This is a genomic window from Ruegeria sp. ABM4_193 (assembly GCF_056158705.1).
This window is the reverse complement of record NZ_JBSWTT010000003.1, coordinates 234,650-257,298: the sequence shown is the minus strand read 5'-3', so window position 1 is coordinate 257,298 and position 22,649 is coordinate 234,650. Positions and strand designations below refer to the sequence as shown.

At 54.8% G+C, this 22,649-nt stretch carries 18 protein-coding genes; 11 read left to right on the top strand and 7 right to left on the bottom strand.

Annotated features, from left to right (window positions below):
* Positions 1-3: 3 nt before the first annotated feature.
* The 3 genes from ACXADZ_RS19455 to ACXADZ_RS19445 all read right to left on the bottom strand — a co-directional run bounded on the left by ACXADZ_RS19455 (position 4) and on the right by ACXADZ_RS19445 (position 3,153).
* Complete coding sequence (locus ACXADZ_RS19455; protein WP_171095593.1) at positions 4-918, bottom strand: carbohydrate ABC transporter permease; 915 nt, start codon at positions 916-918, stop codon at positions 4-6.
* 64 nt (positions 919-982) lie between these two features.
* Positions 983-2,233 carry an ABC transporter substrate-binding protein gene (locus ACXADZ_RS19450; RefSeq protein WP_171187420.1) on the bottom strand — a complete coding sequence of 417 codons (1,251 nt, stop codon included), beginning with the start codon at positions 2,231-2,233 and terminating at the stop codon, positions 983-985.
* On the bottom strand, positions 2,230-3,153 hold the full coding sequence (locus ACXADZ_RS19445) for an N-acetylmuramic acid 6-phosphate etherase (protein ID WP_475199053.1): 924 nt from the start codon (positions 3,151-3,153) through the stop codon (positions 2,230-2,232). Before ACXADZ_RS19445 ends, ACXADZ_RS19450 begins: the two co-directional genes overlap by 4 nt.
* Positions 3,154-3,312: 159 nt before the next feature.
* Here ACXADZ_RS19445 and ACXADZ_RS19440 point away from each other — a divergent pair, with 159 nt between their 5' ends.
* The 4 genes from ACXADZ_RS19440 to nagA are packed head-to-tail and all read left to right on the top strand — an operon-like array spanning position 3,313 to position 7,117.
* A complete protein-coding gene (locus ACXADZ_RS19440; RefSeq protein WP_475199051.1) occupies positions 3,313-4,188 on the top strand; it encodes a glucosamine kinase nucleotide-binding domain-containing protein in 876 nt (291 codons plus the stop codon).
* Positions 4,175-4,930 carry a GntR family transcriptional regulator gene (locus ACXADZ_RS19435; RefSeq protein ID WP_475199050.1) on the top strand — a complete coding sequence of 252 codons (756 nt, stop codon included), beginning with the start codon at positions 4,175-4,177 and terminating at the stop codon, positions 4,928-4,930. The genes ACXADZ_RS19440 and ACXADZ_RS19435 overlap by 14 nt, the downstream gene beginning before the upstream one ends.
* Before the next feature lie 13 nt (positions 4,931-4,943).
* Positions 4,944-5,972, top strand: coding sequence for an SIS domain-containing protein (locus ACXADZ_RS19430; RefSeq protein ID WP_475199049.1), 1,029 nt, complete (start codon positions 4,944-4,946; stop codon positions 5,970-5,972).
* On the top strand, positions 5,969-7,117 hold the full coding sequence (gene nagA, locus ACXADZ_RS19425; RefSeq protein ID WP_475199048.1) for an N-acetylglucosamine-6-phosphate deacetylase: 1,149 nt from the start codon (positions 5,969-5,971) through the stop codon (positions 7,115-7,117). The genes ACXADZ_RS19430 and nagA overlap by 4 nt, the downstream gene beginning before the upstream one ends.
* Positions 7,118-7,140: 23 nt before the next feature.
* Here the strand turns inward: nagA and ACXADZ_RS19420 are convergent, their stop codons facing one another.
* The gene (locus ACXADZ_RS19420; protein WP_475199047.1) at positions 7,141-8,040 is read right to left on the bottom strand and encodes a LysR family transcriptional regulator; all 900 of its coding nucleotides are present in this window, start codon (positions 8,038-8,040) and stop codon (positions 7,141-7,143) included.
* Between the two features lie 161 nt (positions 8,041-8,201).
* Between ACXADZ_RS19420 and ACXADZ_RS19415 the strand changes: the two genes are divergently transcribed.
* The 4 genes from ACXADZ_RS19415 to ACXADZ_RS19400 all read left to right on the top strand — a co-directional run bounded on the left by ACXADZ_RS19415 (position 8,202) and on the right by ACXADZ_RS19400 (position 11,012).
* Positions 8,202-8,696, top strand: coding sequence for a nuclear transport factor 2 family protein (locus ACXADZ_RS19415; protein WP_216600462.1), 495 nt, complete (start codon positions 8,202-8,204; stop codon positions 8,694-8,696).
* Positions 8,697-8,716: 20 nt separating this feature from the next.
* Complete coding sequence (locus ACXADZ_RS19410) at positions 8,717-9,109, top strand: nuclear transport factor 2 family protein (protein WP_475199045.1); 393 nt, start codon at positions 8,717-8,719, stop codon at positions 9,107-9,109.
* Positions 9,106-9,708 (top strand): NAD(P)H-dependent oxidoreductase, encoded by a 603-nt coding sequence (locus ACXADZ_RS19405; RefSeq protein WP_475199043.1) that lies wholly within the window; start codon positions 9,106-9,108, stop codon positions 9,706-9,708. Before ACXADZ_RS19410 ends, ACXADZ_RS19405 begins: the two co-directional genes overlap by 4 nt.
* Positions 9,709-9,845: 137 nt before the next feature.
* A complete protein-coding gene (locus tag ACXADZ_RS19400; RefSeq protein WP_475199040.1) occupies positions 9,846-11,012 on the top strand; it encodes an adenylate/guanylate cyclase domain-containing protein in 1,167 nt (388 codons plus the stop codon).
* A 154-nt stretch (positions 11,013-11,166) separates the two neighbouring features.
* Here the strand turns inward: ACXADZ_RS19400 and ACXADZ_RS19395 are convergent, their stop codons facing one another.
* The 3 genes from ACXADZ_RS19395 to ACXADZ_RS19385 all read right to left on the bottom strand — a co-directional run bounded on the left by ACXADZ_RS19395 (position 11,167) and on the right by ACXADZ_RS19385 (position 16,282).
* Positions 11,167-12,420 (bottom strand): HlyD family type I secretion periplasmic adaptor subunit, encoded by a 1,254-nt coding sequence (locus ACXADZ_RS19395; RefSeq protein ID WP_475199039.1) that lies wholly within the window; start codon positions 12,418-12,420, stop codon positions 11,167-11,169.
* A 77-nt stretch (positions 12,421-12,497) separates the two neighbouring features.
* Positions 12,498-14,588, bottom strand: a complete 2,091-nt coding sequence (locus ACXADZ_RS19390) for an ABC transporter transmembrane domain-containing protein (protein ID WP_475199038.1) — start codon at positions 14,586-14,588, stop codon at positions 12,498-12,500.
* Positions 14,585-16,282, bottom strand: coding sequence for an ABC transporter transmembrane domain-containing protein (locus ACXADZ_RS19385; protein ID WP_475199037.1), 1,698 nt, complete (start codon positions 16,280-16,282; stop codon positions 14,585-14,587). The genes ACXADZ_RS19390 and ACXADZ_RS19385 overlap by 4 nt, the downstream gene beginning before the upstream one ends.
* Positions 16,283-16,454: 172 nt before the next feature.
* Here ACXADZ_RS19385 and ACXADZ_RS19380 point away from each other — a divergent pair, with 172 nt between their 5' ends.
* From ACXADZ_RS19380 to ACXADZ_RS19370, 3 genes are all read left to right on the top strand, one after another.
* On the top strand, positions 16,455-20,036 hold the full coding sequence (locus tag ACXADZ_RS19380; RefSeq protein WP_475199034.1) for a PA14 domain-containing protein: 3,582 nt from the start codon (positions 16,455-16,457) through the stop codon (positions 20,034-20,036).
* 320 nt (positions 20,037-20,356) lie between these two features.
* Entirely contained in the window at positions 20,357-21,313 is a 957-nt protein-coding gene (locus ACXADZ_RS19375) for an isopenicillin N synthase family dioxygenase (protein WP_475199033.1), read from the top strand.
* Positions 21,314-21,381: 68 nt separating this feature from the next.
* A complete protein-coding gene (locus ACXADZ_RS19370) occupies positions 21,382-22,638 on the top strand; it encodes an Hsp70 family protein (RefSeq protein WP_475199031.1) in 1,257 nt (418 codons plus the stop codon).
* Positions 22,639-22,649 lie beyond the last annotated feature (11 nt).

Below are 22,649 nucleotides of genomic sequence, written 5' to 3'. Positions count from 1 at the left end.
CCCTCACAACTGGTACCGGCGCATCCGGGTCTGGATGCCGAAGAGGTAGATGCAGACCCCCACGAGGATGATCGCGAACATGGCCCCAGCGATAGCGGACCCCATATGCGGATCTCCCAATTGCAATTGGAAGCCAAAGAAGGTTCGGTACATGAATGTACCAAGGATATCAGTTGAGAAATCCGGCCCAGCTAGCGCGCCTTGCGACACGTATATCAGGTCGAACGCGTTAAAGTTGCCCACAAATGTCAGGATCGAGATGATGCCGATGGACGGCAATATGAGCGGCAGTTTGATTTTCCAGAACGCGGAAGCCCCGGTAATCCCATCGATCTCTCCGGCCTCAAGGATTTCTTCGGGGATCGACAGAAGGGCAGCATAGATCAACATCATCGGGATCCCGACGAACTGCCAGACCGACACCAGCGCCAGCGTTGTCAGTGCGTATTCTTCTTTACCCAGCCACGGTGCAAACAGTGACTTTAGACCGATGGCGTCCAGCATCGACGGCGCGATACCCCAAAGGGGTGACAGGATCAGTTTCCAGGCGAAGCCAACGATCACAAAGCTTAGGATCGTGGGGATGAAAATCGCCGAACGGTAAAGCGCAGCGAACCGCAAGCGGGGATGTGACAAGATTGCCGCCAAGGCGATGCCGATGGGGTTCTGCACCAGCATGTGGATCAGGAAAAACCAGAAGTTATTTCCCAACGCGTTCCAGAACTGTTCGGACCAGATCGGGTCGAAAAACAGGGTGCGGAAATTTTCCAAGCCCACATAGACGCGCGCCTGATCAACCTCGCTGAACAGTGCAAGACGGAGGGTGTTGAACAAGGGGAAGATCATCACCGCCGTGTAGACCAGAACCGCAGGGGCAAGGAAAACGGCGATGTGCCAGCGGATGCGGCGGGTCTGCATGACGGACTCCGGGAAAAGGTCCGGACGCGAAACCCCGCGTCCGGTGATGGTTAGCGCTCAGGCTTTACTGATGGGGTGCGTACCAACTGGCCAAACCGTCCTGCAACTGCTGGCCCAACGCCTCGGGGCTTTCCGTGCCTTTAATGGCAGCGACAGATGCACCCCAGGTTTCGTTTTCCAGGTTTGGCGTGCCACGCGACAGGATCTGATAGGTCGAACGGATTGTGCTTTCACACTCATCCCGCCAGCCGACGATTTCCTTGGCCAGCGGGTCTTCCAGCTCGACCGGAGTGTTGGACAGGGGGAAGAACCCGGGAACCGCGTTGCCAAAGATGCTGGCGAATTCCGGGCTTGCGACCCAGGACAGGAAAGTTTTTGCGGCCTCTTGGTTTTCACTGGCCGCGTTCAGGCCGATGCCAATGTCAGTGTGGTCAGAGATATAGCAGGTGTCGCCTGCATTCTGGACCGGAGGTTTGAAAGCGCCCATTTCGAAATCGGCCTGCGTATTGAAGCCAGCGATTTCCCAGCTGCCCGCCGGGTAGATTGCGGCGCGACCGAGGGTAAACAGGTTCTGACTGTCGGGATAGGTTTGCGCTTCGTATCCGTCGCCCAGATAGTCCGCCCATTTAGCCAGTGTCGCATAAGGTGCAACCCATTGCGGGTCCGTCAGTTTCTGCTCGCCTTTTATCAGCGCCAGGCGGCCTTCTTCGCCTTTCCAGTAGTTCGGGCCGATATTGTTATAGCCCATCGTGGCAGCTTCCCACTGGTCGTTTGTGCCCATCGCCATTGGGATATAGGTACCGTCTTCCTTGATCTTGTCCAAAGCGGCAAAGAACTCGGCCTCTGTGGTGGGGACTTCAAGGCCCAACTCATTGAAGGCGTCTTTATTGTAGATAAAACCGTGGATCACCGACGCCATAGGCACGCAGAAACTGGCGGATGCGTCATCGGTCTGCCATGCGGATTTCGCAACATCTGAGAAATTGCCCATGGCCTCGAGGTCGGACAGGTCAGTTAGGTGCCCGCTTTCGTACAGCGCCAGCGAAGCGTCAAACGGGCGACAGGTGATCAGGTCACCGGCCGATCCGGCCTCAAGTTTCGAGTTCAGAACCGCGTTGTACTCGGCAGGCGCGGAGGGTGAGAAGATGACTTTGATACCCGGGTGCTCTGCTTCGAAGGCGGGAATGATCTTTTCCTGCCAGAGGGCCAGGTCGTCGTTGCGCCAGCTTTCGATTGTCAGCGTAGCCTCTTGTGCATAGGCGCTTGTGACCAGCGCTGTGCTCATCAGAGCCAGGCTTAGAACTTTGCGTTTCATTTTGCTTCTCCCAGGTTTGTGTTTTCGTTGTTTCGTTTCAATCGGTTCATTGCGGGTCGGAGGTGGCCGTTTGTTTCATCCAGAAGTGCTTGCGCGGCTTCTTCAGATCCGACACCTGCTGCGACGAGTACCGCACATTTGAGGTCGCCGCCCGTGATGTTCAGTGCCGACGCCGCTTGTTTGGGATCAACGCCCGTCAGCTGACAGACGATCCCGTTGGCACGAGCACGTAACTTGTCGTTGTCGGCGCGTAGGTTGATCATCATTCCGTCCTGAATATGGCCCAACTCGACAGCCATCAGTGTGGAAAGTATATTCAACGCAATTTTCTGCGCGGTGCCTGCGCCCATTCGGGTCGAGCCGGATACAAGTTCCGGCGGGGTCTCCAGCAAGACCGCATGGTCCGATAGCTGCAAGAGTTCGGAGCCAGCGTTGTTGGCGATGCCAATGACCTGGGCACCTTTGTCGCGAGCAATGCGAGCGGCCGCGACGGTGTATGGTGTAGTTCCACTGGCCGAAACTGCGATCAGAGTGTCACGGGCGGAAAGTTCAGCCAACTCATCTGTTAGGGTGGTCGAGATGTCTTCGACATCTCCGGGCATCTCTGCGCTGGAAGGCAATCCGCCCGCCATGTGAATTTGGATCTGATTTGCCGGGATGGAAAAAGTGCCCCCAAGTTCCAGAGCATCCGCTGCAGCCATGAGGCCAGAGGAACCTGCCGCCAAATAGCGCAGAACGCCTTTCGCCCGGACCGTGGCCGCCATGGCCTGTGCCCCGTCACAGATAGGGCCCACCGCATCCAGTGGCGCAGACGCGGCCAAGGCTTGCGACTGCGCCAGAAGGGCGGCGACATCTGACAGCGGGCGCGTGTCGAGCCCGATTGCATTTGGGTGCAACTGTTCTGTCACAGGTGTGTTCAAGTGATTCTCCCCCGGTCTCTCGGCATCATACCTTTTAGATACCATTAGTCTACCATTTTGTTTATTTCCCTCAATAATGCAATTAAACTCGCATGAGGTCGTATTTTGGCCTTCTAAATTCGGCAAAGGTATTATAAAGGTCTCTTCATGACTCGCTGCATGGATAATCTGGTTTTGGCAATAGACGGTGGAGGTACGCGGTGCCGCCTCGCTTTGTCGGATCGTGCTCGAAGCTGGCGGGTTGAGGTTGGGTCGGCGAACGTGTCGACCGATTTCGATGCGTCCTGTGCTGAGCTTTCGCAAGGATTGGCCGCCTTGAGTCAACAAGCTGGTATTGACTTCGCAGACCTCGCCAAAGTGCCGGCATATCTGGGTTTGGCAGGTGTCACGGGGCCCGCCGTAGCTGATCGTCTGGCTGCGGCCTTGCCCTTTGAACATGTGCGCATAGAAGATGATCGCCCATCTGCCCTTCGCGGGGCGTTAGGGCCACGTGACGGTTTTGTTGCGCATTGTGGCACCGGGTCTTTTCTAGCCATGCAGCAGGGTGGAAAGCCAAGATTTGCCGGAGGATGGGGGCCGGTGTTGGGGGACCAGGCTTCGGCTCAGTGGGTCGGAAAACGGGCATTGTCCGAGGTGCTGGAATGTGCCGACGGGGTGATTGCGTCGTCTGAAATGTCCGGGCACTTGCTGCGCCAGTTCGAGGGTGCGACTGGTATCGTCAAAGCCGCATCGACAATGTCTCCTACGGAATTTGGTGCTCTGGCACCCGTCGTCACACAGTCTGCAGGGAAGGGGGACACAGTTGCGATGTCGATCATGCAGGCGGGTGCCGGCTATTTGGCGGACAGGCTGGAAAAGATGGGCTGGATCCCCGGTGTTCCCATTTGCCTGACTGGCGGGATAGGTCCGCACTACGCTGCCTTTTTGCCAAAAGAGATGCAGCAAGTTTTAACGCAGCCATCAGGCGATCCGCTTTCAGGGGCAATCGCTTTGGCGCAAGCGTTCAAAGAGGAGGTCGAACATGAGCGTTGTTGATTTCCTAAAGCCCGAGGGCTGGCTGGGCCAGTCTGCCGGACCACGTTATGTGCAGCTGCGCCAGCGGCTTGAACAGGGGATCGAGGAAGGTATCCTGCCGCCAAACAGCTCTCTGCCGCCCGAACGTGAGATCGCGGAATTGACCGACCTGTCGCGTGTTACAGTGCGCAAGGCCATTCAGGAGTTGGTGCGCAAAGGAACAATCGAGCAACGGCAAGGCTCAGGGTCTTTTGTGCGGGAACCAGTCGCGCGGGTCGAGCAATCTCTGTCACATCTGACCTCATTCACAGAAGATATGGAACGGCGTGGTTTTGAAACGACCTCGAAGTGGCTGGAGCGGGGAATTTTCCTGCCCGCACCCGATGAAATGCTGGCGTTGGGCCTGTCGGCCAATGATCAAGTGGCCCGGATCCACCGTCTGCGTGCAGCCGGAGGACGCCCGATGGCCTTAGAACGCGCCGCGCTGCCATTGGACATCCTACCCAACCCCACCGAGGTGACCGGGTCGCTTTATGCCGTACTTGAACAGTCAGGTCATCGCCCGGTCCGCGCGATCCAAAAGATCTCGGCCATCAATCTTGAAGCAACCGAAGCGCGGCTGCTGGACGTAGCCGAGGGGACGGCAGGATTGCGTATTCAACGTACGTCATATCTGGAAAGCGGACGTGTGGCCGAACTCACCCGTTCCATCTATCGCGGGGATGCCTACGATTTCGTGGCCGAACTGCGCCTATCAAACTGAAAGGGCGGACCTGATGTCCAACCAACTCACGCTTATGCGGCAGGAAATCAACGAAATACCTGTCGCCGTTGACCGCTTGCTGACCGAAGGATCCGAGGCCGTCAAATCAGCGGCGCAAGAAGTGCGCGCGCGCGATCCGCTCTTTTTGATGTCTGTTGCGCGGGGATCATCCGATCATGCTTGCAGCTATCTGAAATACGCGTCAGAGCTGTTGCTGGGCCTGCCCATGGCGTCGGTTGGGCCAAGCGTCAAATCGATCTACGGCGTCGATATGCGCTGTCCAAACGCGCTGTGCATATCGGTGTCGCAATCTGGGCAAAGCCCAGACATTGTTCGCCTGACCCAATCGCTGACCCAAGGCGGCGCTTATTCTGTGGCGATCACCAATGATACCGGTTCGGCCCTGGCGAATGTTGCCTCGGCCGCGCTGCCCATTCATGCCGGGCCAGAGTTGAGTGTTGCGGCGACCAAAACATTTGTGACGTCTTTGGTTGCGGGGCTTTGGTTGCTGGCCGAGATCAAAGGCGACGCAGATTTGCTGGCGGCCATCCGCAACCTACCGAAAGATCTGGAGCAGGCCATTGCCTGCGACTGGGGTGTTGTAATCGATGCGATCGATGGCCAGTCGCTGTTCACGTTGGGCCGCGGAACGTCCTGGGCGATCTCGAACGAGGCGGCGTTAAAGTTCAAGGAAACCTGCCAGATCCACGCCGAAAGCTACTCCTCTGCCGAAGTGTTGCACGGTCCGGTTTCAATAGTGGATCAAGGTTTTCCGGTCCTCGCCTTTTCCTCTGGCGATGCTGCCGAGGCAAATATTGCAGAGGTCGCAGATGCACTTGCGGCCAAGGGTGCACAGGTTTTTGCGACGACGGATCGCGTAAAGGATGCTGTTTCGCTGCCGCATGTGCGGACAGCGCATTGGATGACCGATCCTGTCGCTGCCATTGCTTCTTTCTATGGGATGGTTGAAGCCGTCGCTGCGCGTCGCGGCATCAACCCTGATACACCGCGCCATCTTCGGAAAGTGACCGAAACAGTATGAATGGCTCAATCATCACCTTCGCCGGCGGTCCGATTTTTGACGGAGAGACACTGTTTCAAGATCATGCCATTCGGTTTGTAGACGGCACAGTCGACGCGATAATACCGACAAATGAACTGCCGACTGACACAAGGATTGAGGATCTGTCAGGTGACATCCTCAGTCCCGGCTACGTTGATTTGCAGGTGAATGGCGGGGGAGGTGTGATGTTCAATGACGCGCCCTCGGTCGAAACGTTGCAGCGGATCGCTCAGGCACATCGCGGGTTGGGGGCAATTGCAATCCTGCCGACGCTGATTACGGACACGCCAGAGAAAACAACTGCTGCCATACAGGCTGCGATACAGGCGGTGCGCCAGGGGGTTCCCGGCATTGCAGGTCTGCACCTTGAAGGGCCGCATTTGTCGGTGCGTCGCAAGGGTGCCCATGACGGCGCGCTGATCCGCCCGATGGAGGAAGCTGATCTTGATCAGCTTTTGACTGCCGCCCGCGAATTACCTGCGCTGATGGTCACGTTGGCACCAGGGAATGTTTCGGTTGACCAGGTCAAGGCTTTGACCCAGGCGGGGATTATCGTCTCGCTGGGCCACACCGACGCCTCATTTGACACTTGCATCACTTACGCAAAGGCTGGTGCCCGCTGCGCGACGCATCTGTTCAACGCAATGAGCCAACTCGGCAGTCGCGAGCCCGGTTTGGTAGGTGCAGTGCTGGCAAGCGGGAACCTCTCTGCAGGTTTGATCGCAGACGCTGTGCATGTTCACTCCGAAACGATGCGCGCTGCATTTGTAGCCAAACGCGGGCCGGGAAAAATATTTTTGGTCAGCGATGCGATGGCCGTGGCTGGCACTGATCAATCAGAGTTTCATCTGGAAGGGCGGCTTATCCGGCGCGAGGAGGGCAGACTGACACTGCAAGACGGTACATTGGCAGGGGCGGATTTGGACCTGACAACCGCCATACGGAATCTGGTGACTAAAGTCGGTACACCACTGTCGCAAGCTTTAGCCGCAGCAACCAGCGTTCCAGCTGAATTGATCCTCAAGGGGGCGTCCAAGCCAGTCCCCCAACTGTCTGATATGGTGCGAATCTCGCCCGATTTGTCGGAAGTGGCACCAGTTCAGTGCTTAACTGATGCTGCTTGAACGGAAAGAGTATTCTTATTTTTCTACTTAGAACCTCTTAGCTGTTTTATGTGCTCAATGAACAGCTTTAAGGGCATCATGCCCCTGTATTCCCGCGGGTAATAAAGGAAAATACCGGGCGTCTGGCCCAGATGGTTTTCAAGAACAGGCTTAAGGTGGCCTGCTCCGATTTCAGCGGCCACAAAGGCCCGGAATGTATAAACCAGCCCCAACCCCTGTTTTGCATGATCAACCGAAGCTGGCAAAGTGTTTGTGATCAGATTGCCTTGCACTTGAACGGAATACGGTCCCTCTCTGGCTTCAAAACGCCACGGAGCAATCTGGCCAGAAGACTGAAACCTGTATCGAATACAGTTATGCTCAAGAAGATCGCGTGGGTCCATGGGCGTGCCGCGGGCAGTCAGATAGTGCGGACTTGCTGATACAGCCAGTTGCAATGGCTGAGTAAGTCGAACCGCGACCATATCTTGCGCAACTCGGTCCCCCAACCGGAACCCAGCATGTAATTCTTCGCCCAAAATGTCCGAGAGCGCATCCGTCAATGACAGCTCCAGCTCAATCTCGGGAAATTTGGCGCAAAAGCTGTTCAGGATCGGGCTCACGTACAAATGGTACGCAAATTCAGGCATGGCCAACTTCAGCGTACCACGGGCGGCATGGCCTGTGCTGCGTGCACTTTCTACCGCCTCGGACAGTTGGTCAAAGGCTGGGCCCGCTCCACGGATGAGCGCACGCCCGGCTTCGGTCAGGCTGATTGAGCGCGTTGTTCTTATGAAAAGTGCCGTATCCAGCTGATCTTCCAGCGACTTTAACTGATGACTCACTGTCGATGGTTTGATGCCAAGTGCGTCTGCGGCGGCCCGCAGCGACCCGTGCCTTGCTATGGCGGTGAAGATTTCAAGCGTTGCAAGCGGTAAGCGCATAGGATCCCCGATCTTGGCTTTGTTCGATTCTATACATGAAAGAAGTGAATTTTGGGGGAATTATCACGAAAAGGCTAAATAACTAAGTTCTCGTCATCACAGCATAGACCGGCAGAAAGCGTTGCAGTTGCCCGACGCCTAAGCGCCTGAGAGGACAAGAGATGAAAACCCTGACCAAAGCCGCAGCACTCGCCACCGCAATCATCGCAGGAGACACCGCCATGGCGGCCTCACCGGAAGAGAACATCAAAGTGGTCCAAGACTTTTTTGCCGCCTACGGCGCGAACGATCTGGACGGAATTGCTGCCGTGATGGACGAGGACGTCAAATGGCACATTCCGGGTCGTCACCCATTGTCTGGAACGAAGAACGGGCGTGAGGAAGTGCTCGCCTTCTTCGCACAATTGGGCACAGCCGGGTTCCAAGCCCAGCCGATCTATTTCGGCGCGGATGAAACACATGTCGTGGACATTCATCGCGGTTGGTCGAATGCAGACGGAAAACCGAATGTAGATACGACCTGGGCGCTGGTCTATCGCATCGAAGAGGGCAAGATCGTCGAAGCGACGAACCTTTCTGCCGATCAGGATGCAGCAAATACGTTTTTCTGGTCGCAGTATGATCTGGCTCCGCTGCCGGACCGGCTGGCTGATTAAGTCGCCGAATGGTGAACTCCATGAACGACTATCCCAAAATACGTTCCTTTATCGCAGATTGGTTCGCGCGGTTTGACCGGCTTGATCCGATCGAGGCATTCCTTGAGGACCTACACCCCGATGTGGATTGGGACATGCCGGATGTTGACGCGACCTTGACAGGGCACGCTCGGGTGCGCGCGTGGTATACAGACGTACTTGCAACCTTGCAGCGCCCGACCGAACATCACGTCAGCAAGATAAAGGTCACGCCGGGCGCTACGGAGTTCGAAGTTCTGTTTCGTGCCACAACCGTGAGCGGAGAACATATCGAAGCGCGGGTTCAGGAAAACTGGCGGTTTGACACGCGTCCCGATGGTCGCCCCCTCATCACCGTTTATTCAGCGAAACTTCTGCAAGAGGCAGACACATGAAAACACTCGTTCTCACCGCGCATCCAGACCTGAGCAAATCCCGGATCAACCGAGTCTGGTTCGATGCGCTTTCAGACGCGCAAGAAGTCACCACACGCGATTTGACCGATATCGGTGGTGCTGAGTTGCGTTTTGACATCGAAACGGAACAAGCATTGCTGATGGCCCATGACCGGATTGTATTTCAGTTCCCGTTTTACTGGTACTCTGCGCCGCCTGTCATGAAGGCGTGGATGGATCAGGTTCTGAGCTATGGCTTTGCCTACGGAACCGGTGGGGATCATCTGAAGGGGCGCGAGTTTCTGATCCTTGTCTCTACAGGTGGGCCCGAGCACAGTTACCACGCGGGAGGGTACAACAATTACACGATGGCCGAGTTTCTTAAGCCTTTCCAGCAAACCGCGAACCTTGCCGGAATGACCTATCTGCGCCCCTTTGTGGCTCATGGGATGGCGCTGGCCTCGCAAGATCAAATCGAAGCGACCGTACCGGACATGTTGGCTCATTTAACCGACCCGGACTTGGATCCAAAAGTTAAACAGGCACGCTTGTTGAAACAACTTGAGGATGACCCTACCAAAGCCGCCGCTGTCAGTTGATCATACCCCAAACGAAACCGCCGCCCGTTTGGCAAACCGCATTGATGCAGAATTTCAAAAGCGTCTGCATCAGTGCGGGTTCTCTCCTAGGAATTGATATGTAGACTGTAAACACCTCCATTTTGTGCGAGAGGCTCGTGTCCGAAATTGATGCACTGAACCATTGGCTGATTTCTGAAGGACGGTTGTTGGGGGATGAAACCGCAATCGTTCAAGGCTATTGCGAAGGCCTTGTAAAGCTTGGTGTACCATTGGCACGGGCACGGATTGCACAAAACTATTCAAATCCATTGCTCAGCGCATGGGGTATTATCTGGACCCCTGAAAATACCCACCGCTATACGGTTCCCACGACTGTGCTATCGACAAGTGCGTGGCATGGCAGCCCATTTGAATACATCGTCACGCACCGCCGCTCTCTGCGAAAGCGGCTGACGGACCTCAACCTTGAAGATGAACACCCGATCTATTCGGAACTAGCTAAAGCGGGTGCCACGGATTTTCTGGCCATTCCGTTGGAACATGGGAATGGATCGGTTCAAGGCACCAGTTTCACTTCAAATGCTGAAACCGGGTTTTCCCACATGCACATTCGATACATTGAAGAGTCGCGTTTTGCACTTGCAGCTGCTTTGGAACCCATAGCTATGCGTCAGTCACAAAAAAGCCTGTTGCAGACTTATCTAGGTCATGGTCCAGCGGTAGAGATCGGTCAGGGGCACATTAAGCGCGGGGAACACAGAACGGTTTCAGCCGCGATCTTGTTTGCGGATCTCAGGGGGTTTACCGAAAAGGCGCAAGCTTGGCACGAGGAAAAACTGCTGGCCATGATGGGAGACTATTTTGAAATGGTGGTCTCGCCAATTCAGAACGCAGGCGGCGATGTGCTCAAATTCATGGGCGATGGCATTCTCGCAGTTTTTGAGGCCGACAACAGCGACGAGTCCACCTGCAGATCGGCGGTCGAGGCTGCATCTGGAGCCTTGGCCAATCTTGACGAATACAACAAACAAGCGGATGAACGAAGCCAAGATGCAATCGAATTTGTTATCGGCATCGACTTTGGTCCTGTGACATTTGGCAATATCGGCAGCCCTGATCGATTGGACTTCACAGTTGTTGGACAGACCGTCAATGTCGCTAGCCGTGTTCAGGATCTTTGTAAGATACTGGGTGAAAAGACCCTGATCACTTCGCGTGTTGCGAAACACATGGGAAACAAGGTTCAGTCCGTTGGTCGCCACGCTGTTCGAGGTTTAAACCAAGATATTGAGGTTTTCAGAATTTCTGCCAAAGGACCGTAACGCTTTAGGTTTTAAGAGCGGGTTAGTCTGCTTTGGCCCTTGCAGACATGCGTTCCGCGCAGCTTTGATCGGTCGGGAAAAGGGGCGCCAGCAGAGAATGAAGGGCACCCGAATCCTCCGCACCCGGAGAGTTGAACGTTTGTGGGTTATGAAGTTAACGCTCGGAAAAAGCGTTGCGCATCGTCTGATGGACCGGTTTCAACATATAAGTGAGCAACGAGCTTTCACCGGTTGTCATTTCCGCCACTACCGTCATTCCAGCCTGCAGCGGGCGTTTATATGCGCCGGCCCCAACAGACTGTTCTTTCAACCGGATCGAGGCACGGAAGTAAGTGTCCCCGGTTTGATCATCCACCAGTGGAACAGGAGACACAGCCACAATTCGACCTTGTGCCTTGCCGAAACGCCGCGCGTCATAGGTATCCACCGTCATTTGAACCTCTTTATCCAAATTGACGTAGCCGATCTCACTGTTCGGGATGCGAGCTTCGACCATTAGGTCCAGTTGGGAGGGGAGCAGTTCGAAAATTGTTTCCCCCGGCGCGATGACCTCGCCTTGGTTGGGGAAGGCGACCGATTGCACGATCCCCGTCGTTGGAGCGACAATTCGCAAGCCGTCTAGCTTTCGGTTCACAACGCGCAATGAAACGCTCAGTTCGCTGCGTAAATCGCTTAACTCCTCGAATGTGCTGAGGGTTGCTTCGCGAAGGCTCAAGGTTTGTTCGGCAAGATCGGCCCTAGCCATCGTCAGAGTATTGCGCGCCTGTGCCAGACGCACTTCACCCTCAGATGCCGCAGTTTGCAGTGCGTCCAGCTGATCAGCATCCCGGGCAAGATCACGTGCCGTTGTCAGGCCTTGATCATGCAGCAGTCGAGCGCGTTCCAATTCCGCCCGTTTTCTCGTGACACGTTCCACCGTGAAACTTTGAGAGGCTTTCAGAATCTCAAGTGTTTCCTGTTGTTGTGAAATCGAAATACGCTTCATACGCTGGCTTTCGGCGTAGATCTCCAGCGTTGCAGCCGCGCGGTGTTGGTTCTGGCGGCGCAGCGCAATCAACTCCGGTGTGCTGAGCTTATCGCCGCTCTCCAGCATCTTCAAAATGATACGCCCATGCGTCAGTTTGCGGTCCAGTGTCGCAATCTGTTCCCGCAGTTTTTGCTGCTCTCTGCTCAGGTCGGGGTGGCTGAGCTGAACCAGCACGTCACCTGCCTGCACATGCGCTCCGTCTTGCACATAAACCCTGTCAACGACACCGCCATCCATCACTTCGATCTGAGTGTAGTCCCCGATCGGGATGATCGTGCCCGGTGCGCGCGTGACTTGTGGGACAATTGTCCGCCCAGCCAGCACGATCAGCGCTGCGACCATGCCCGAAAAAACCATGGCAACCAGCGCTGCAAGTCGCATCGGGCGTATCTGTGACTTCCGTTTCGATTTTGCAAAGGGGCCCAATGCCCGTCTGTTTTTTGAAGAAAACCCCATTTTCAGCCTTCCAGTGTTTTTAAAACGGACTGTATCTTTTTGACTGCCGCAGGCCCCGTGTCGTTCACAATTACCCGGTCCCCGTTCAAATAAATCAGGCGGTCTGCCATGTGCATCAACGAACGGTCTGCGGTGGCAACCCAGATGGTCTTGTTGGGTTTTTGATCGTTCAACCAAGATCTGAATCGAGAACGACACTCGTGTGACAACCCGTTGGTGGGTTCCGAGAAAAGGTGAACAGAGGATAACCGCGCCATACTGCGCGCCAAAGCCAAAGACTTGATCAACGCATCGGACATACCAGACATCCGCTGAGCAGTCAGTCGCGTGTCGCACCCGTCAGGTAACGCTTCGATCTCGTCAAGAATACCCAGTTTATAGAGTGCCAATTTGATCTCGGCCTCGCTCAGAGTTGGGGCGGCAAGGCGGAAGTTCTGTTTCACAGTGCCGTGGAACAAACGTGGATCGTAGGTTGCATAGGTCAGGGATTTTCGCAGCTCGTCCCGTGCAATTTGGCGGATGTCGATGCCGTCATGTTCGATCACACCCGCCGATGGTGTTGCCAACCCGCTGATCAGATCAAGCACCGCAGTTCGGTTTGCCACGTCGCGGCTCATTAAAACAACCAACTCACCCGGGGCGCAATGCAAACCAGCCGCAGTCAGCAGTGCCGGGTTCAACGGGTCGGGGCGAAAGCTTACGTTTTGGAAACATATCGCCCCGCTTAGTGTTTTTTGGTGTGAGCGACCCAAACCGAGTTCAAATTCTTCCGGCAGAGTCAGAACCTGGTCGGCCTGCTTTTGACTGCTTCGGTGCCCGTCCAATTGCACAAGCGAGGACTGAAAAGCCTGCACCGGGGACAGCACTTTTGATACAAGCGCGATCGAAGCGATTAACACCCCAAAGCTCATGCTCCCCTCAACAGCGCCGTGGGCGCACAGGATAATCGCCCCTGCGGATCCAAGCGTGACCACTGTTTGAGAAAGGGCCTGAGTCAAGGTCCGTAGTTGCCGCGCATTCTTCGCAGCGACCTCAGCTTCTTCTGCTAGAGGCAAATATCGCGCCAGCCATTGGTTCTGCATCCCTAGATCTACCAGTGCGCTTTGATGCGCGACGGCATCCTCGATACCTGTCGTACTGGCTCGGGTGGCCTCGGCAGCTGTCCGGTCCAGCTGCTTTTGGATCGGTAGTGAGGCAACCCCTACAGCGAAAAGTAGAGCTGAAAGCCCAAGTGTAAGCAAACCCACAGATGGGGCTAAATATGAAAGTACAGCAAGAAACATGAGCGCAAATGGCAAGTCGATCAGAACGATCATCTGCTGACCGGTGAAAAGCTCACGTAAGGATTCGATCTGACGAAAACGAGCGATTTGTTGGTTTACATTAGATTTCCGCAGTTGGGACAATGGAAGACGCATTAGTTTTGAAAACAGCCCGACGGCAAGTGCGCGTTCTCCTTTCTTGCCGACTTGGGCAAGGGCTTTTGTACGGATGCTACGGAATAAAAAATCCGAAACGGCAAGGATACCGACGCCCACTGCCAAGCCGAACAAAAGGTCGACTGAGCCCGAGGGAACAACCCGGTCGTAAATTGCCATGACTAATAGCGGCGCGAGCAAGCCAAGCAGGTTGGTTAGAAACGCGGCAAGCAAAAGGCCGAGCATCATTTCACGCAATAGCCCAAACGACCCCCAAACCGTTCTGAGAGGTTGCTGGGTCAGGTGGTTTGTAAACTGTTGGACGCGGATCAATGTGCACGGAGTACTTTTTTGTTCAAGCGGGCGTGTAGAGCTACTGCTCAAATCTGCGACTTGCAGTGTGTCGCCGCTGCGCCCAAGAACTACGTAACACTTTCCATGACCCGGGATTATCATTGCCGGGCAATCGTCCTGTGTTATTTCGTTTTCACGGCACGTTGTCTGCTCATATGGAACGTTCAGATTTTCAAGTGTTTGGACCAACTCATCCGGGTCTAATGTCTCGGACAGATGGGGGAAGGCCTCTGATATCGTGTCCGTCTCGTTCTGCCAGCCGCTGACCAACAGCACCTTCTTCAACAAAACAGTCGCGTCATGCGTGTGTATCTGGGTCATGCCACATCCAGTCTGTTTTGTGCAGCGATCTGGTCGGTGAGCAAGTCGGCATTCCAGCCTGCAACCTCATCGCCTGCCTGAGAGGTTACGCAGCAAGTTACACTTGCAAGCCTTTGCAGGCGTGGGTCAGGGCTGTCGACAAGAATGGTTGGTCGGTTGGGCATGTTGGCAAGACAAGACGCAAAAGCATCCCGTTCTGTAGTGTCCAGAACAGATGTCGGTTCGCTCATGATCAGGATTTTCGGGCGAAGTGCCAGTACACGCACAAGGGCAATCAGCTGACGATTCACGGGGTCGTCTTCGAATGTACTGCCTGACCCCAGAACGGTGTTGTAACCCATCGGCAAGCGATTGATCCGAAGGTCCAGCCCTAATAGGTCGGTAAACTCTTTTGCGCGCTTAATCTGTTCGTCGTCTCCAAAGCCGCTGAGGTTTTGCAACAACGTGCCGGAAAAAATGGCCGGGTCACGTTCCAGAACAACTATGGCATCGCGCCCCCGCCAAGACGCCAAAGATCGCGCGTCAGTTCCGTCTATCAGCACCTCTCCGATGTCTTGTACGGTTCGTCCGGCCACTGTGTCATAAAACGCATCGATTTGCCATCGCGCCGAGCCGGAGACCAAAGCGATCTGACCAGGCAAAACCTGCAAATTGCTCAACACAGCGGGATTGGCCTGGTCTTGTCCGAGTTGCAGGCCTTGTGTTGTGATCCTGCCGTGGATTGGGAGCCTGCTTTCGGGTGCGGTCGGAACGGTGTCCAGCGCATCAATTTCACTGAGTTTGCTGCGGGAAAAGGCGACGTTTTCCGATTGTACCCACACTGTTAAAAGCTTGGTCAGCGGCTGAATGATCCGTCCGTTCAACAGCATACAGGCTGCCATTTCGGCGATGCCGATTTTGTTTTGGATCACCAGAAATGCACCCAGCAATCCCATGGCGGCAACTGACACCTGCCCAAATACTGCTCCAAAGTTTTGCGCAAGCCCAGAGAGCCGGATCAGGTGTTCGCTGACGTCTACTGTCTGATCTTCGAGCTTTTCGAAACGGCGAGTCATCTGGCGTTCCATTCGGTTGGCCTTGACGGTTTGGCTGCCAGACAACACCTCGGACAAAAAGGCATACCTACGGCTGTCCAGCGCTTTACGCTTGTCGAACAATGTCCACTGCGCTCGTTTGATCGCCAGAGAGAATATTGTAACGGCTATCAGCCCGATGACCGGAACAATGACCAGCCACCCCCCGATCAATGCAATCATCGCGGCAAAAGCCAGCGTAAATGGCAGATCAATCATCAGCGCTTGGTTCTGACCTGCGTTGTGATCGCGCAAATGGGCAATAGCTGCAAAGCGGTCAAGATAGGTCGAACCGGCGTGTTTCGAAAAAGCAATCGGGCTGGCGTGAAGGATTCGGCTTAAGAAACGGCGGTAGTTCGAGACTGCGGCCCGTTCCGAAGTGATGTTGAGCAGCGTCGCTCTGCTCCACCTCAGTGCCAGTTCGATTGATACAGACACCAGAAGAAACAAGGTCAGCATTCTCAAAGTCTCGACCGACTGAAACGGGATCACCCGGTCAAAAATCAGCAATACCGTGATCGGCACCATCAGCGCCAAAATGTTCAATGACAACGACGCGGCAAGGATTAGTACATTGGTTGCAAGGGAACTGTCGCGCCCTTTGAATCCCTTGTCTTCCATCTCAGCTCCGTCCGATTGCCCGGCTTAGGAAGCGTTGCAAATCCTTTCTGTTTCATGAAGCTGCATGCTTCTCATCGGAAGGATTTGACTAAAATGAAGGGGGAAAACGAAAGGCCAGATTTACGACTCCACGTTACCGTTCTGTGTCAGTGAATTGGAATAGGGGTTTGTTATGGGTGAAATGAATGGCGGCGGGTCGGGTTTAAACTCCAATGTGCCAAAGGACTTGCGTGAAAAAGAGATCTTTGCCTCTGGGATTTCCAAATCGGTGCAGGTCACACCCGAAGATCAAAGCCGCAGCACATTGCATACTGGTGACCAACACGAGGGCAGCTTAGCCCAGCGCGAAACCGTCGAAGGGGCGCAGCGCCTGTCGCTGGAAGAAAATGCTGCGTTTGCGCATCAGGCACAGGATGAAGTGAAACCTTCCGAGGTCGACGCGCCGACAGAAACACCAGCACCGATTGTGCCTGTGCCTTCGTTGTCCGGAAGCCAGCAGCCTTCCAATACTGTTTATCGACGTGAGAACTTTGAACCTAAAAGTTTTGAGGTTGAAACAAAAGTCTCTGCCAATGCCTCAATGACCGCCCACAGCGCCCCTGCTGACCGGGTAAAGCCGGTTGAATTGGCGGATCAAGTCAATTCAGATGAACCTCTGTCCGTAAACATGCTGCCAAACCCTGCGCCTGCTGGCGTGCCCATCAGAAACATCAAGGTTGAAGAGAACGCCGATGGACAAGCGGTAGCGACCCTGTCTGCGCATGATCGCAATGATGAGGAGCACCACAGTTTCTCGGTCTCGGACGACCGGTTTGAAATTGTAGACGGAGAGTTGAAGCTGAAAGACGGGATTGCCCTGAATCACGAAGCAGAAGCGCGGATCGATGTGCAAGTCACAATCACCGACGCGGCAGGGTCTTCGCATACCGAAGCTTTCGCCATTGAGGTTACAGACGCCAACGATGCCGTTACTGGCGTGAACCTTTCGCATGCTGCAGTCGCTGAAAATGCGGGCGGGGCAGTCGTTGGGGTCTTGTCTGTGCAAGATGAGGATGATGGTGACCGTCACAGCTTTTCGGTTTCGGACGATCGTTTCGAAGTTGTGGATAGTGAATTGAAACTAAAGGACGGGATCGAACTTGATTTCGAAGTCGACTCTCAGGTTGTTGTGCAAGTCACTGCCACTGATGCGGCTGGGTCTTCGTATTCAGAAGAGTTCGCAATAAACGTGACAGACCAAAACGAAGCGCCGACCGGTCTGACGCTGAGCACGAATACCGGCAACCTTGTTCAAAACGGCAGTTTCGAGGAGTTTGACCTAGACCATGGACGATGGGGTACCTTCAAGAACGACGCTTCAGGTGCCTGGGACAGCACGGCCGGGATGGAGATTTGGGACAACCTTGGTGGGACCAAAGCTTCGGATGGTCAGCAACACCTGGAATTGGACGCGGGCCGTGGCGTCGACAGCTTTAGCCAGACGGTCCAGACCAGCAAAGGTCAGGTTTACGACCTGGGGCTTGATCTGCGGGAGAGATTGGCCAACGGCACAGATACGGTCGAAGTCTACTGGAACAACGAACTGATTGCCGAGTTGAACCCGGAAAGTACCGACTGGACCACTTTCGACATGCAGGTCATCGGCACAGGTGAAGACAGGCTGGAGCTGCGCGAACAAGCTGACGAAAACGATACATATGGGGCATTGGTCGACAACATTACTCTGACAGTCACACCGAATACACTCGCCGAAAATGCCAGTGGCGCGATTGTGGGCGAACTTAGCTTTCACGATCCGGACAGTCATGACAGCCACAGTTATTCCGTCTCGGATGATCGGTTCGAAGTTGTAGATGGCGTCTTGCGTCTGAAAGAAAACGCGGCTCTCGACTATGAAGATGCCAAAACGGTGGATGTGACGGTGAAGGTCTCGGATGCTGGCGGACTCAGCACGTCAGAGACATTTGTTGTTAACGTCGCGGATACCCCGGACCTGACGGTTTCGACAGGGTTTCACGCACAGTATTTCGACGTCAACAAACGCCTGTCCTCGTTGGAGGACATTGATTGGGCGACGGAGCCGACCCATCAGGAGGTCATTTCCGAAATCGACTACCAAAACAGTGGCGAGTTTTTTTGGGAGGACGGCTCCCGCGATACTTTCGGAGTGCAGATCAGTGGCGCAGTGCAAGTGGATGAAGGCGGAACCTACCGGTTCGACTTGGGTGGGGACGATGGTGCGCAACTGATGGTCAACGGGCAGCTTGTGATCGAAAACGACGGGTTGCACGCTTATCAGACCAAGTCGGGCGAGGTTCACCTCGATCCCGGTACACATCATATCGAGGTGCGATATTTCGAGAATTATGGTCACGCCGGGCTGAAGCTGGAGTGGGAGGGCCCCGGGATGGACGGACCGGAACTTGTTTCAGCGCCAGATGTGACGTCGGTGCCAACTGTATCGGGGGTCCCGACACCATTGAGTGTTGTCCACCCTGATGCCGATCAGAATGAGACTGTGACGCTAACGGTGAAAGGTCTGCCTGCAGGCTCTGTAGTGGCGGCTGGCGATCAAACTTTGGTGGTCGGCAACGATGGCAGCGTCGACCTGACCTGTATTGCTGCGGAAACGCTGACCGTCACAACGCCTCATGACTTTGTCGGGGAAGTTGAAGCTCTGCTAACTGTGTCAGGCGACGGTTTGACCGAAATTAGCCAACCGGTGGGCTTTGCCGTGGAAGCGGCGCAGATTGCTGAGCCGAGCATAGCAGTGAAAACGGGTTTCCATGCAGAATATTTCGACTCAAATCAACGGATTGGAAAACTGGACGACGTGACCTGGGACGCAGATCCAACGCACCAAGAAATCAAGTCAGAAATTGACTATGACAATGGGCACGGATCCTTCTGGGACGGGGGGTCCAAAGATACGTTTGCGGCCCGTTTCCAAGGGAAAGTGACAATTGATGAGGGCGGCACCTATACGTTTTTCACGTCGGCAGACGATGGTGTGGTGCTTTATGTCGATGGGCACGAGGTCGTTGAAGATGACGGGAACCACAGTTATCGCAGCGACTCGGGTCAGATTATCCTGGAGCCCGGCACGCATGATATCGAGCTTCGGTATTTCGAGAATTTTGGCCGCGCCGGACTGAAATTGGAATGGGAAGGCCCGGGTTTCGAGGGTCGCCAAATGGTTCAACCTGATCACGACGCCGCAGTCGACGTGAACGGCACGCTGAATATTGCGGTCGAGATCGCCTCGGTCAGCGAAAATACGGGTGTCAGGGTTGAGGGTTTGCCGCCTGCAACGATCCTGAGCAGCGGGGAAGACGCGCTTGTCACAGATGGTGGCCCGGCCGACCTTTCAGGCTGGAACCTTGATGCATTAGAAATCTCACCCCCTCCAGAATATGCCGGAGTGATCAGCGGCGAGGTCGCGATTGATTCAATTGCCTTTAATGGTGCCACTGTTACATCTAAGACAAATTTCACAATTGCCGTTGGGGACGAGCATACCGTTCCAGAGGTCGGCGTTTTGGGCGAAAGCGTCACGTTGACTGATGCTGATGTCGCTGCGGGGGAACCAGCTATTGACGTTGCTTGGGATGTTGCCGCAGATCAGATCGACGCGGTTGAGCGAGAGGCTTCAGATGGGTCGCACCCCGATGTCATGGCGGAACCCGTTACGGTTCAGCAAGTTTCTGACGTTACGCAAATCAACACAGAAACGTATGAGAGCGTGGAGTGGTAGGCTAAATTGGGTTGAGCAAGGATAGCCGCGAAGCCGAATGCGGAATTGGATGTCTTCCTCCAAGAACGAGATCTAATTGATCAGCTTCAGACACGCATTCCTGTTGTGCATTGCACCTGACAGTCGTTTTGCCTTTTTCTTTCATCTAAGTCCTGAGCGCTAGACCATGTGCCCTTGGCAATCGTGTCAAGGCAGAGGAATGTTGTTTGTATTGAATCTATTTGACGATTCACAGCTTAAGGAATGAATGGGCATGAGCTTCGCCGTCAAGTTTTCGGGTTCTTTCAACACGGCACAGTTTCAAGGGCCGGAGATCTGAAGTGACTGAATTTACTGAAATACCAGTGCTTGATCTGGCTCCGCTCATCCGCGGTGAAGACACAACCAAATTGGCGCAAGCCTTTCTGGAAGCGTATGGCAAGAGCGGTTTTGGATACGTCATTAATCACGGGGTCGATCCCGAGTTGCGTGCCGCCGTTTTTTCCGCGTCAAGGCGATTTCATGCGCTGCCAGAAGCTGCGAAACAAGCTATCGCACTTGATAAAAACCATCGCGGCTACATTGCTATCAACACGTCTACAGACGTGAATTCCGAACTGGCCGAAGTTACCAAACCGAACCAGTCGGCATCCTTCATGATGATGCGCGAGGATGCCGTCGCTGACCCGGATGTCTACCTGTCGGGGCCAAACCAATGGCCTGAACTTGAAGGATTTAGAGACGCTTGTGAGGCCTATGCCAGGGCAATGACCGAGTTGGGCCAAAAGCTATTAGGGCTGGCGTTGGAGGCCATCGGCGCTGAAAACCGCTCGATTTTGGCAGCTTTTGAAGAGCCAACTATGTGGCTGCGTCTGCTTCATTATCCGCCGCAACCAGCGCAAAGCCCGGATGATCTGTTTGGATCAGCCCCACATAAAGACTTTGGGGCTTTGACCCTGTTGGCGCAAGATGACGTTGGCGGTTTGCAGGTTCAGACACCTGCTGGCCATTGGATTGATGCGCCCCCGATTGCAGACGCGTTTGTGGTCAATGTCGGTGACATGTTGCACCGTATGTCCAATGGTCGCCTCTTGTCCACGCCGCATCGTGTGATCAATACCAGCGGCCAAGACCGTTATTCTGTGCCATTTTTTTTCGACCCGCACGTTTCCACCGATATTGCGCCTCTTGCAGGGACCGGTGCGCCAAGGTTTGAACCTTTGAACTTCGGGGACTTCTTGAAAAATGAGCTGGAAGCCAGTTACGCGGCGCATCAGGGCGACGCCACGGGTACATAGGCTTGACCCCGGTTTGAGAAAACTTTAGGCCCGACGCTCTTTGCTCAGACAATTCGGAGACATGCGCCATGGCCCCCATCTGCCCGTGGATCGGCATCGACTTTGGTACGTCAAATTCAGCTGTTGCTTACATGAATGCAAACGCGCCTCGACTTGTACGTTTCGATGGCGGTGCACAGACACTTCCAACCACTTTCTTTTTTGACTTCGAAACGCGGGAAACCTTGATTGGTGAACCCGCCAACCAAGCGCTTTTGGATGGGCAGGAGGGGCGTTTCATGCGAGCGCTCAAGCGGGTTTTGGGTACTGCTTTAATGCATGAAAAGCGGCAGATTTTGAACGAGCGGCTGACATTTGTCGAAATCATCGGTTCTTTTCTGCGCCAACTGAGGGAACAGGCAGAGGCCGAACTTGGTGTGCCATGCACACGCGTTGTATCGGGGCGACCTGTAGTTTTTCATGGGGTGAACGACCCGCGAGAGGCTCAGGCAGAAGCTGATTTGCGCGCATGTTACATAGCCGCCGGATTTACGGATGTTCAGTTTTGCCCTGAGCCCGCCGCAGCGGCCATCGCGACAGGTGCCACTGAATGCGGCTCGGGTACTGGGCTGGTTGTCGACATTGGGGGTGGAACGTCTGACTTTTCGGTCTTTCGGTCCCATGCAGCCGAATTAGAGATTCTGGCCAATCACGGCGCGCGCATTGGGGGAACGGATTTTGATCGCGCGATCAGTATTGATCATGTGATGCCGCTTTTGGGCAAAGGTTCGATGGTTCGGGATGTTTTTAGCAGCGGGGCATCGAAGGCCCCCAACGCCATATTTAACGACCTGGCGACCTGGGAGGTGATCCCGTTTCTGTACACGGCGCAGAACCGGCGCACGGTGGGTGACATGATACAACTGGCCCAGTCACCTGAACGGTTGGCCCGCCTTGCTTCGGTGCTTGAGCACGAATTGGGGCATGAACTGGCCTTTGCTGTTGAACGTGGAAAGATTGCTGTGAACTCAGGGTCAAAAAATCCGGCGATCAAACTTGACGTGCTTGAGGCTGGGTTGGCTTTGCAGTTAAGTGACGCGCTGGTGGCCGACAGTCTTAACGATCATGCTTCACGGTTGGAGACTGGGGTGCAAGAAGCGTTGCGTCTGGCGGATTTAACTGCAGAACAGATCGACCGGGTTGTCTATGTTGGCGGCTCTAGCCTGATGGCCATTGTCCCTGAAACGATGCGGCGTGTTTTCCCGGCTGCAGAGCATTCTTTTGCATCCGTTTTTACCGCTGTGGCGGAAGGTCTGGCCATCATGACAGCGAGAGAGAGCGTATAGCTGTCCGTGAC